This window comes from Ensifer sp. Root142 (assembly GCF_001426785.1).
In the GTDB taxonomy this organism is placed as follows: Bacteria; Pseudomonadota; Alphaproteobacteria; order Rhizobiales; family Rhizobiaceae; genus Ensifer; species Ensifer canadensis.
In genome coordinates this window covers 64,326-76,308 of record NZ_LMFK01000049.1, presented here as the reverse complement: position 1 = coordinate 76,308, position 11,983 = coordinate 64,326, and the positions used below count along the sequence as shown (strand labels likewise).

Annotated in this window: 11 protein-coding genes; 9 read left to right on the top strand and 2 right to left on the bottom strand. The window is 61.5% G+C overall.

Annotation, left to right across the window (positions count from 1 at the left end):
* Nucleotides 1-6: 6 nt before the first annotated feature.
* The 4 genes from ASD52_RS35315 (at nt 7) to ugpC (ending at nt 4,232) form a co-directional block, all read left to right on the top strand.
* Complete coding sequence (locus ASD52_RS35315; RefSeq protein WP_025428652.1) at nt 7-891, top strand: sugar ABC transporter permease; 885 nt, start codon at nt 7-9, stop codon at nt 889-891.
* Nucleotides 888-1,745, top strand: a complete 858-nt coding sequence (locus tag ASD52_RS35310) for a carbohydrate ABC transporter permease (protein ID WP_057226637.1) — start codon at nt 888-890, stop codon at nt 1,743-1,745. The genes ASD52_RS35315 and ASD52_RS35310 overlap by 4 nt, the downstream gene beginning before the upstream one ends.
* A 35-nt stretch (nt 1,746-1,780) precedes the next feature.
* Entirely contained in the window at nt 1,781-3,010 is a 1,230-nt protein-coding gene (locus ASD52_RS35305; RefSeq protein WP_025428654.1) for an ABC transporter substrate-binding protein, read from the top strand.
* Between the two features lie 88 nt (nt 3,011-3,098).
* Nucleotides 3,099-4,232: a sn-glycerol-3-phosphate ABC transporter ATP-binding protein UgpC gene (ugpC, locus tag ASD52_RS35300; RefSeq protein ID WP_025428655.1), complete on the top strand. Its 1,134-nt coding sequence runs from the start codon at nt 3,099-3,101 to the stop codon at nt 4,230-4,232.
* Between the two features lie 151 nt (nt 4,233-4,383).
* Here ugpC and ASD52_RS35295 read toward each other — a convergent pair whose 3' ends face one another.
* Entirely contained in the window at nt 4,384-5,859 is a 1,476-nt protein-coding gene (locus tag ASD52_RS35295) for a M81 family metallopeptidase (protein ID WP_057220673.1), read from the bottom strand.
* 20 nt (nt 5,860-5,879) lie between these two features.
* Entirely contained in the window at nt 5,880-6,371 is a 492-nt protein-coding gene (locus tag ASD52_RS35290; RefSeq protein WP_025428657.1) for a hypothetical protein, read from the bottom strand.
* Between the two features lie 113 nt (nt 6,372-6,484).
* Here ASD52_RS35290 and ASD52_RS35285 point away from each other — a divergent pair, with 113 nt between their 5' ends.
* The 5 genes from ASD52_RS35285 to ASD52_RS35265 are packed head-to-tail and all read left to right on the top strand — an operon-like array spanning nt 6,485 to nt 11,960.
* The gene (locus ASD52_RS35285) at nt 6,485-6,874 is read left to right on the top strand and encodes a RidA family protein (RefSeq protein ID WP_025428658.1); all 390 of its coding nucleotides are present in this window, start codon (nt 6,485-6,487) and stop codon (nt 6,872-6,874) included.
* Between the two features lie 25 nt (nt 6,875-6,899).
* The gene (locus tag ASD52_RS35280; protein WP_025428659.1) at nt 6,900-7,763 is read left to right on the top strand and encodes a MurR/RpiR family transcriptional regulator; all 864 of its coding nucleotides are present in this window, start codon (nt 6,900-6,902) and stop codon (nt 7,761-7,763) included.
* A gap of 21 nt (nt 7,764-7,784) precedes the next feature.
* Nucleotides 7,785-8,561 (top strand): SDR family oxidoreductase, encoded by a 777-nt coding sequence (locus ASD52_RS35275; RefSeq protein ID WP_057226635.1) that lies wholly within the window; start codon nt 7,785-7,787, stop codon nt 8,559-8,561.
* 25 nt (nt 8,562-8,586) lie between these two features.
* Nucleotides 8,587-10,506 (top strand): beta-N-acetylhexosaminidase, encoded by a 1,920-nt coding sequence (locus ASD52_RS35270; protein ID WP_057226633.1) that lies wholly within the window; start codon nt 8,587-8,589, stop codon nt 10,504-10,506.
* 11 nt (nt 10,507-10,517) lie between these two features.
* Nucleotides 10,518-11,960 (top strand): M81 family metallopeptidase, encoded by a 1,443-nt coding sequence (locus ASD52_RS35265; protein WP_057218081.1) that lies wholly within the window; start codon nt 10,518-10,520, stop codon nt 11,958-11,960.
* The last annotated feature ends 23 nt before the right edge of the window (nt 11,961-11,983 follow it).

The window sequence follows — 11,983 nt, the reverse complement described above, 5'->3', positions numbered from 1 at the left end:
AGCGGGATGAGTGTTCAACGCAGCACGATCATCTTCGCCTGGATCCTGCTCCTACCAGCCGTGCTCTACGTCACGGTCATCGTCGCCTATCCCCTTGTCGACACCTTCATCCTGTCGTTCACCGACGCGTCGCTGAAGAAGACGACGAAATGGGTCGGCTGGGCCAACTATGACAAGATCTTCAACGAGACCTTCGCCGAGGTCATCTTCCGCACCTTCATTTGGACCTTCTTCTCGGTCTCGATCAAAATGATCATCGGTGTCTTCGGCGCGACCATGCTGAACGCAGCCGTGCCCGGCCGCGCGCTTTTCCGGCTGCTCACCATGCCGCCGTGGATCGTCCCGATGGCCATCGGCATCTTCATGTGGGGCTGGATGTACAACGGCCAGTTCGGCATGATTTCCGGCGTGCTGCAGAACTGGGGTCTCATCGACGGACCGATCGCTTTCCTCGCACGCGGCGAGACGGCCTTCTGGGCGACAATCGTTACCGACGTGTGGATCGGCGTGCCGCTGGTCACGCTCTACATGCTGGCTGCGATGCAGGCGATCCCGCAGGATCTGTATGAGGCGGCCTGGACGGATGGAGCAGGGCGCTTCTATCGATTCCGGCGCATCACGCTGCCGCTGCTGGTGCCGTCGCTGATCACGATGTCGATGTTGTCGCTGATCGCGACCTTCAACTCCTTCGATATCATCTGGATCCTCACGCAGGGTGGTCCGAACGGCGAAACTACCACGATGATCATCGATACCTACCGCACCGCCATAGGGTCGAAGAAATACGGCGAGGGTGCTGCACGCGCGGTGCTGATCTGCATCTTCCTGTCGATCTTCTGCTTTGCCTATTTCCGGGTCACCAGCCGCCTGTCCTCGGGAGAACAGAAATGAGCCAGCCTGCCTTGATCAACCGCTATCGCTGGTATGAGCTTCTCGCCATCTACGCCGGGATATTTGTGTTCCTGTGCTTCATTCTGGCGCCATTCGTCGAGGGGTTCCTCGTTTCGCTGAAGCCGCTGGGTCTGCTCTTTTCCTCCCCCTACAAGTTCTGGCCGGAAAACGGATCATTCGCCGCCTATCGGACCATGTGGGACAGCGTGCCCGGTTTCGCGCGGTACATCTTCAATTCCTTCTTTATCTCCACCATCGTCACGGCCATCGTGTTGCTGCTTGTCATTCCGGCGGCATATGCCTTTGCGCGTTTCAAATTCCGCGGCAGCGGCGCGCTGCTCGGCGCCTTCCTCGCCGTCAACATGTTCTCCGGCGCCGTACTGCTCATTCCGCTTTTCCGGCTGATGCGCAGCTTCGGCGTGCTCAACACCTATCTCGCCATGATCATGCCGGGTGTCGCCTTCCTTATCCCGTCGGCGATCTGGCTGTTGCGCACTTACATGATGCGCATTCCGCGTGAGCTCGACGAGGCCGCTTTCGTCGATGGCGCGAGCCATTTCTATACGCTGCGCCGCGTGATCCTGCCGATCGCCATGCCGGGCATCACCGTGGTGGCGATCACCACCTTCATCGGCGCCTATGCCCAGCAGTTCATTTATGCCCTGACCTTCAACTCCAAGAGCGAATACATGCCGCTACCGGTCGGGCTCTTCGCCTATTTCGGTCGCCAAGAGGTGATCTGGAACGAGCTCATGGCGGCGAGTTTCGTCGGCATCGCGCCGGCGGTCGTCGTGATCTTCCTCCTACAACGGTATCTCGTCAGCGGGCTGACCGCAGGCGCGGTGAAACAATAAGACCAACCAACCACCAGAGAACGGGAGCTTGCAACGTGTCAATTCAATTCAAGACAGGGGTACTCGCGCTCGCCCTGCTCGGTTCGACCGCGCTTGGCGCAGTCACCGCCCAGGCGGCCGACCAGGAGATCAGCTGGATCTACTGCGGCGACACCATGGATGCGGTTCACGCCAAATACATCAAGCAGTGGGAAGAAAAGAATCCAGGCTGGAAAGTCACGCCGGAAGTTGTCGGCTGGGCCCAGTGCCAGGATAAGGCAACGACGCTTGCCGCTGCCGGCACGCCGGTCGCCATGGCCTATGTCGGCTCGCGCACGCTGAAGGAGTTCGCCCAGAACGATCTCATCGTTCCCGTGCCGATGACGGACGAGGAAAAGAAGAGCTATTACCCCAACATCGTCGACACGGTGACCTTCGACGACAACCAGTGGGGCGTTCCGATCGCGTTCTCGACCAAGGCGCTCTATTGGAACAAGGACCTGTTCAAGCAGGCCGGCCTTGATCCTGAGAAGCCGCCGAAGACCTGGGCCGAAGAGATCGAGTTCGCCAAGGCGATCAAGGAAAAGACGGGTATCGCCGGTTACGGCCTTCCGGCCAAGACCTTCGACAACACGATGCACCAGTTCATGCACTGGGTGTACACCAACAACGGCAAGGTGATCGATGGCGACAAGATCGTCATCGACAGCCCGGAGGTTCTCGCCGCGCTCCAGGCCTACAAGGACATCACTCCCTATTCCGTCGAAGGGGCGACCGCCTACGAACAGAACGAGGTTCGCGCGATCTTCCTCGACGGCAAGGTCGGCATGATCCAGGGCGGGTCTGGTGCCGCCGTGCGCCTGAAGGACACCAAGGTCAACTGGGGCGTTGCGCCGCTGCCGCTCGGCCCATCGGCCAAGGGCGAGGGGACGCTGCTGATTACCGACAGCCTGGCGATCTTCAAGGGCTCCGGTGTCGAAGAGAAGGCGACCGAATTCGCCAAATTCATCACCTCGCCCGGTCCGCAAGGTGAGTATGAGTTGCAAGGCGCGGCCGGCCTGACGCCGTTGCGTCCGTCGCCGATGGTTGACGAATTCGTCAAGAAGGACCCCTATTGGCAGCCGTTCATCGACGGCATCGCGTTCGGTGGTCCGGAGCCGCTCTTTACCGACTACAAGGGCTTCCAGAACGTCATCATCGCAATGGTCCAGTCGGTGGTGACCGGCAAGGCCGAACCGGCCGACGCCTTGAAGAAGGCGGCCGCCGACCTCGAAGAGTACAAGTAAAATCACCGGGCCGCGGATCTTTGGTCCGCGGCCCAGGCCAATCCGCTTACGAACGTGCCGCTTCTCGCCGGTGGCCGGAGACAGTTTCTTGGGACAGCTCAATCTCAATACGGTTCAGAAATTCTACGGGACATTCGAGGTGCTGAAAGGTATCCAGCTCGAAGTCAGGAACGGTGAGTTCGTCGTTTTCGTCGGACCCTCCGGCTGCGGCAAGTCGACATTGCTCAGGATGATAGCCGGTCTCGATGAGACCAGCTCGGGGGACATCGTGATCGATGGCAAACGCGTCAACGACCTGCCGCCGGTCAAGCGCGGGATCGCGATGGTGTTCCAATCCTATGCGCTCTACCCGCACATGTCTGTCTTCGAGAACATTGCCTTTCCGCTTCGCGTGGAAAACATGCCGGAAGAGAAACTGAAGGCCAAGGTGGAGCATGCAGCGCGCATTCTCCATCTGGACCAGCGGCTACAGCAAAAACCGGGAATGCTCTCCGGCGGCCAGCGCCAACGGGTGGCCATCGGCCGGGCGATCGTGCGCGAACCGAAGATCTTTCTGTTCGACGAGCCGCTCTCTAACCTCGATGCGGCGCTGCGCGCCGACATGCGCATTGAATTGGCGAAGCTGCATCGGCAATTGCGGGCCACGATGATCTACGTCACGCACGACCAGGTCGAAGCGATGACGATGGCGGACCGGATCGTCGTGCTCAATGCCGGTGAAATCGCCCAGACAGGCGCACCGCTCGAGCTCTACCATAAGCCAGCCAACATTTTCGTCGCCGGTTTCATCGGCAACCCGAAGATGAACTTCCTGCCGGTCACCTGCAAAGGCGTCAGCGATGCCGGCGTAGAGGTCGATTACAAGGGGAAGACGGTTGTCGTCCCGGTCAGGCCGCACGATGGCCTGGTTGGGCGGACATTGACGCTGGGCGTCCGGCCCGAGCACATTTTGCTCGGCGCCGGAGACCTGTCGCTGACAGTCACGCCAACGGTGATCGAGCGCCTGGGCGCCCATACCGTTGCCTATGCCGCCATCAGCGGTGAAGGGGAGAACTATTGCGCGATGCTGCCGGGCACGGTGGCAATCCGCCCGGAGGAACAGGTGTTGACCGGCATACGTGCCGCCGACTGCCATCTGTTCGACGAGGCGGGCATCGCGCTCGAGCGGCGTGTCGAACTCACCGATATCGACATGGGCTTGCTCGACCCGGCGGCGGCCTGAGCGGAGCGTAGCTAGACTAAGACAAGAACGGCCGCTGTCCATGACCAGGACAGCGGCCGTTTTCGTTATTGGTGATGAGAATAGGCCAGATCAGAAGGCCGATCTGCTGACTATCCGCCTCGATCGCGGCCGCCGCATAAACTGCCTTGGTTCACGCCGCTCCCTTTTCGAGACCATGCGGATCGGCGACCTTCGGCCAGATATTCCTGGGTGCGCGCAGATAGGCGGTCTTGGCGGGGTTGTTCGGGTAGGGGGTGCCGGCCGAGCAATATAGGATCTGCGCGGCGATCTTGGAGAACGAAGCGTAGAAGTGGTTGGTCGATTTGATGACCAGAATGCTCTTTGACTGCGGGTCGAGGCCCATCACCGAGAAGAGGCTCGGATCGAAGCTTTGCGCCCGCGTCGAATTCAGGATGATATCGATGCCGCGATAGGAAATGAGGGCTGCATCGCCGAAGGGGGCAAAACTCTCGCCGAACCGCATCTCGGCGTCGCGGACCAGCTTGACCACCTTGACGATGCCATCGACAGGATTGCCGGTTCCCGGAGCCGACTTGGCGCCGAAGCGCAACGGGATTTCGGCGCCTTCGCCGGCGGCCATGCAGATCTGCACGGCCATCGGATCCCAGATCGTTCCGACGGCGGCATTGGTGACACCCTGTGCCAGCAGTTCCTCGAGCAGCACCGTCGCGTCGCCCGCGGTTCCGCCGCCCGGGTTGTCCCAGACATCGGCGATGACGACCGGGCCTTCGGTCGCAGCCTTCGCCTCGGCGACAGCTTGCTTCTCGTCGATCTGCGGCATGATGAAGGTTCCGCGTTTCGAAAAGAGTTCGAGCCCGAGTTCCCGTGCGAGCGCCTCGCCTTTCTCCGGTTTGCCGTTGGTCACGGCGAGCACCTTCGTGCCCATTTCCGGAACATCGCCCGCCATGAAGCCGTGCACCATCGAAAGCGACAGGACATCGGCGTCCTCCGCTTCGATACGCATCAGCTTGTCGACGAAGGAGCGCATTGGCTCGCGCGAAGTTGGGTAGACGTCGATCATGCGGCAGTCGAACACTGACATCACAGGCGTCACGCGACCTTCCAGCGTGTCGATGGCGATCCGCCAGAGATCCTCGGCACGATCGACGAAGTCGGTGTGCGGGAACTCCTTGAAGTAGACGAAGAAGTCTGACGCCGAAACGCGCTTCTGGGTCAAGTGGCTGTGCGGGTCCAACTCGGCGCAGACGAGAACATCAGGGCCAACGATCTCGCGAATGCGAGAAAGAAGATCGCCCTCGGTGTCCTCGTAGCCGGCAGCGACCATCGCGCCGTGCAGTCCCATGACGACGGCATTGACCGGAAGCGCGGCGCGCAACTGGTCGAGGATTTCATCGCGCAGGCTCTCATAGGTCTGGCGGTTGACGAGGCCGGCGGGATCCGCCCAGGTGGCGGTGCCTTCGATCAGCGTCCAGCCTTTTTCCGCGGCAATGCGGCGGCCGACCGTGATCGGCGCCGTACAGAGCGTCGGCGTCTCAGGATGCTCGCCCGGCGGCGCGTAGAGCGACGCCTCGAAGGCGCGGCGATCTATGCAGATGGGCGAGAAGGTATTGGTTTCCGTTGCGAGCGCTGCTGTGAAGATCCGCAATGCCGTTGCCTTTTTGCTTTTTAGGCCGGTCCCATCGGGTTCGGCAGGTAGCCGGTGAAACCGGAGATCTTCCAGCGTCCCTCGTGCAGGCGGCAATAATAGACCGTCTGCCATTTCATCACGTCGAAGCTGCCGTCCGATTTCTTCAACCCGCCGTCGAACTTCTTGCGCGCAAGCGCGAAGTCGCCGTTGACCTCGATGTCCTCAAGCGTCGTCGTCGTGAAGATCGCCGTGCGTGTGTCTTCCGCGAAGGAGAGGCCCGCGAAATCTTTCGCCTGGCGCAGCCACTCATCGCGATAGGCCGAAAGCGAGGGAAAGGTGAGGCGCCAATTGTCGGGATTGGTTTCGCGACGTCCATCGATGCCGATGAAGCCGTCTTCGACAAAGTCACCTGCCACCATCGACCAGTCGGCCGAAAGAAAAGCGTCGATATCGCGCGGAACAAGCATCTCCCAGATGCTATGGCGTGCGGTGTCGGAAGAGGGGAACGGATTGAGGAAGGGATCCCGCATGTTTTCGCCCTGGATTGAAATTCTTTTCATGAATGGTGTTTTTCTCTGGTCAAATTCAGCTTTCTATGGTCACTTGTCAACGATCAAAGAAAATAATTTGCACGAAGGCACACATGACCATCAAACGGTATGGCACTGAACAAGTCGGTGCGGGCGGTAAGCCATTACCCTTTGCGCGCGCGGTGGAAGCGGACGGCTGGCTGCATGTTTCCGGCCAGGTCGCCATGGAAAAAGGCGAGATCATCGAGGGCGGTATCATCCCTCAGACGCACAAGGCGATCGCCAATCTTCTGGCCATTCTGGACGAGGCCGGATACGGTACCGAGCACGTGGTGCGTTGCGGCGTTTGGCTCGACGATCCGCGTGATTTCTGGACTTTCAACAAGATCTATCAGGAGTATTTCGGTGCGCATCCACCGGCGAGGGCCTGCGTCCAGTCGGCGATGATGGTTGATTGCAAGGTCGAGATCGACTGCATCGCCTACAAGCCGAAGGAAGGCTGATAGACCCTAAGGACATCAGCAGCCGATGGATATTTTCGCGACACTTCAGGAAGAAAAGGGCCGGCTCTCGCAATCGGAGAACCGCATCGCCGATATTCTTCTGAATGACTTCGAGTTCGCGGTGAATGCATCGATCATCGAGCTGGCCGGCAAGGCCGATGTCTCTCCTCCCACGGTCACGCGCTTCTGTCGGCGGCTCGGTTGCGACAGCTTCTCCGATTTCAAGGTGCAATTGGCGCGCACCGCCTATATCGGCATGCGCTACCTGAAGCCGGAGCCGAAGAGCCGCGAGACCGGTGACGTCGCCCAGGACATCATCACCAAGGCGCAGAACGCGCTTTTCCTCCTGCATCGTTCGCTCGATCTCGCGGCGATCGAGCAGGCGGTCGAGCGCATCGCAACCGCCGAAATGATCTATGCCTTCGGTTCGGGCGGCAATTCCTCGATGATAGCCAGCGAGTTGCAGAACCGGCTCTTTCGCTACGGCCTGCGTGTTACCGCCAGTTCCGACCACAGCATGCAGCTGATGATGGCGGCCGCCGCTCGCCCAAGCGACGTTCTGATCGGCTCATCCTTCTCGGGCCGGAACGCCGAACTCGTGCGCGCCTTCACGCTGGCGCGCGAGCTCAAGGTGCCGACGATTGCCCTGACCCAGAGCAACAGTCCGGTCGCGGCCGCGGCGACGATCACGGTTCCTGTCGACCTGCCCGAGGGCAACAACATCTACCGTCCGACCTCCACCCGCATCGCCTATCTGGCGCTGCTCGATATCCTCTCCAGTCTCGTTGCCTACCGGGTTCAGCCGCAGGCAACGGTCACACTTCGGCGCATCAAGCAGCAGCTGGTGACGCACCGCGACGGTGATGACCGCCAGTTGCTGGGAGACTGACGTGCCGCGAAAGGTTTCCGCATGACGCAGTCCGTCGCCATCGTCACCGGTGCAGCCGGCGATATCGGCCGCGCAATCGCCAGGCGCCTTGGCGAGGATCATGATGTCGTCCTCCTTGCCGACATCGACAGCCGTGCCGCCGAGAGAGCGGCGCTGGAGATCGGCGGCGGCAAGCGCTTCGTTGCGGTCCCGTGCGATGTGACGGATGCGACAAGCGTCGGAAAATTGGCTGCGACGGCCGGCGAGCACGGTACGGTGCGCACGCTCGTCAACAATGCCGGCGCCGCACGCGCCGTCAGCCTGCATGATACGACGCCGGATATCTGGCGCATGGACAATGCGCTGAACCTTGAAGCTGCCTTCCTGTGCTTTCGCGCGGTGGAAGACATGCTGAAGGAAAGCCGCGGCTCGGTGATCAATATCGCCTCCGTCAACGGCATGAATGTCTTCGGCCATCCCGCCTACAGCGTTGCTAAGGCCGGCCTGCTGCATCTGACACGCCTGATCGCCGTGGAGTACGGCAAGTTCGGCATTCGCTCCAACGCCGTTGCGCCGGGCACCGTGCGAACGCAGGCATGGGAAGCGCGTGCCGCCGCCAATCCGCAGGTCTTTGAGGAAGCGCGCCGCTGGTATCCCTTACAGCGCATCGTCAATCCTGACGATGTTGCCAACGCCGTACATTTCCTCGCAGGGCCGCTCGCCGCTGCGATCTCGGGCGTGTGCCTGCCTGTTGATTGCGGTCTGACCGCCGGCCAGGCTGAACTGGCGCGAACCTTCTCACAATCTAGCTACTACTGACCGAAAGACTTCTGGGAGGAAAATCATGGCGCCCGTTTCCTATCGTCTCGAAGCGTCCTGGCAGCCTGACGGCGGCGCATTTGGCCGGTTCACCTTCACGCTGTTCAATTTCTCAGCCACACCGCTCACGGGCTTCCGCCTGGTGTACACGTCGCTCACGCGCGTAATCGTGCCGGAGGCCTGCGACAACGCCACTTTCCTGCGCCGCAACGCCAATTTTCATGAATTCGCACCACCCGCCGGGCTGACGCTTGGCCCCGGCGAAAGCTGGACGTTCACGGTGAGCGGCCTGCATCGACAGGCGAAGCACTGCACTGATGGTGCCAAGTCAGCCTATCTGACGTTTTCGAGCGGCGAGCATGTGCCGGTCGCCGTCTCCGATCTGCTCCTGGAAAATGCCATGAGCGAGCCTCCGCCAGCACAACTGCCCGAAGGCAAGCTCGACCTGCCGTTTTCGATGCAGCCATGGCCGGCGCAAATCGACGCCTGGGCAGGCGACAGCTTTCCCGTCGTGCTTTACCCCGCGCCGATGACGGCGCCCGACGACGTGGCAGCGGTCGCGAGCGTGGTTGGGCTTTTTCATCGTCTGTTTTCGGCGGGGCATGCGCCATTCAGCCTGGTTGCCTCCAGTCAAGGGCGGGCAATTGTCTTCTCGAAGAATGCGACGCTTGCTGCCGAGGCCTACGAATTGGCCTTCTCGACCAAGGAGATCCGCCTTGCCTATGGTGGTGCTGCCGGCCGGCAATACGCGCTGACGACCTTGGCGCAGCTGCTGAACGGCGCGCGCACGCATCCGGAAAAATTCCGTTTTCCGGCGCAGGGCACGATCTCCGATGCGCCGCGTTACGGCTGGCGCGGTTGTCATCTCGACGTATCCAGGCAATTCTACCCGACATCGGACATTTCCCGCCTCATCGATATTCTCGCCTGGTTCAAGCTCAACATCTTCCACTGGCATCTGACGGATGACGAGGCCTGGCGGCTTGAAATCAAGGCGTTTCCAACGTTAACGACGATCGGCGTGCTGCGCGGGCCGGACGAACCGTTGTTGCCGCAACTCGGCAACGGTGCGGAACCCGCCGGCGGGTTCTACAGCCAAGAGGATGTGAAAGCCCTGGTGGCCCAGGCGACGGCGCTTCACGTCGAGATCGTTCCGGAGATCGACATTCCCGGCCATAGCACCGCCACGCTTGTCGCCCTGCCTGACCTGACCGATGGCCAAGAAGCGCCGGAAAGCTATCATTCCGTTCAGGGCTACCCGAACAATGCGCTCAATCCGGCGATCGCCTTTACCTATGACTTCCTCGAGAAAGTGCTCGACGAAATGGTCGAGTTGTTCCCGAGTCAGTACATCCATATCGGCGGCGACGAGGTTGCCAACGGTTCCTGGCTTGCCTCGCCGCTGGCGAAGAAGCTGATGGAGAAAGAGGGTCTTTCCGGCACCTTTGCGTTGCAATCCTTCTTCCTGAAGAAGGTCAAGCAGATGCTGACCGTCCGCGGCCGCAAGCTTGCCGGGTGGAACGAGGTCGCCCATGGCGGCGGCGTCGAGACCGAAGGCACGTTGCTGATGGCGTGGGAGCGGCCGGAGGTCGGCATCGAGCTTGCGCGGGAAGGCTATGACGTGGTGATGACGCCCGGTCAGGCCTATTATCTCGACATGGCGCAGGCCGACGCCTGGCAGGAACCGGGCGCCAGCTGGGCCGGGACGGCAACGTCGGCCCATACCTATGGCTACGAGGCCGAAGGCGAATTTCCGGATGAGCTGAAAGCGCGCATGAAGGGCGTTCAGGCCTGCATCTGGTCGGAGCATTTCCTGTCGCGCGGCTACTTCAATCGGCTCGTCTTCCCCAGGCTGTGCGCCATCGCCGAAGCCGCATGGACCCCGAAATCCGCCAAGGACTGGCAGCGCTTTGCTGCGATCGCTCCCTTGAGCCCGAAACTGTGACAGGAGCTTCCATGCGCATTGCCGTCGGCGGTATCCATACGGAGTGCAGCACCTATTCGCCGGTGCTGATGGCGGTCGAGGATTTTCGGGTGCTGCGCGGGGCGGATCTGCTCCAGGCGGAGTATTTCGATTTTCTCGACGCTGAAGGCATCGAGCATCTGCCGCTCCTGCACGCGCGCGCCGTGCCCGGTGGGCCGGTGTCCCGACCGACCTACGACGCCTTCAAGGCGGAGTTTCTCGACCGGCTGCAACAGGCCCTGCCGATCAACGGGCTCTATCTCGCCATGCATGGGGCGATCAAGGTCGACGGCATGGAGGATGCTGAGGGGGACTGGATCTCTGCCGCGAGATCTGTCGTCGGGCCGGACTGCCCGATCGCCACCAGCTACGATCTGCACGGCAATGTCAGCCAGCGTATCATCGACCAGATCGACATCTTCGCGGGCTATCGGACCGCGCCGCACATCGACACGCGTGAAACGATGATCCGCGCCTGGGCGATGCTCATTGAGGCGCTACGCAGCGGGACGCGCCCGGGTGTTGCGTGGGCAAAGATCCCCGTGTTGCTGCCGGGGGAATGCACCTCTACCGAGGACGAGCCGGCCAGGGGCCTCTACCGGCAACTGCCCGACATCGACGCGCGGCCGGGTGTGCTCGATGCCAACCTGATGGTCGGCTATGTCTGGGCCGACGAGCCGCGTGCAACGGCTTGTGCCGTGATTACCGCGACCGATCGGGCCGCGGCAGAGCAGGCAGCCGTCGACATTGCGGCGGCATACTGGGCGGAACGTCGCAATTTCCGTTTCGGTCCTGTGACGGGCCCGCTCGACGCCATGCTCGATGTCGCCGAAAAGGCGACGACAACCCCCATCATCCTTGCCGATTCCGGCGACAACCCGACCGGCGGCGGTGTCGGCGATAGGGCGGATGTGTTGAAGGCCCTGCTTGCGCGGGGGTGGCGCGGCGCACTCATCGCCGGTATCGCCGATCGTCCTGCCGTGGAAGCCTGCTTTGCTGCCGGCGTCGGCGAAAACCTGATGCTGAAGATCGGCGGCAGCCTCGATCCGGCAAGTCCCGTCGCGGAGATGCTGGTGGAAGTCGTACGGCTCGATGATCCTGGTCCTGCAAAGGAGCGCCAGGCGGTTGTCCGCGTTGGGGCGATCGACGTCGTGCTTTCGGCGCGACGTCGACCCTATCACGATATCGCCGACTTCACCCGCCTCGGCCTCGACCCGAGCAATGTCCGGTTGCTCGTGGTCAAGTCAGGCTATCTCTCGCCGGAACTCGCGCCGATTGCCAACCCCAACCTGATGGCGTTGACCGATGGTGTCGTCAACCAGGACATCCCCCATCTGGCAAGCCTGCACCGCTCTCGTCCCGCATTTCCCTTCGATCAGGAATTCGACTTTATGCCCAAGGCGAATCTCTCGGCGCGCTGGTCGGAATCGGTGTAAGCAGCTTCCCGCAATGCAACCGC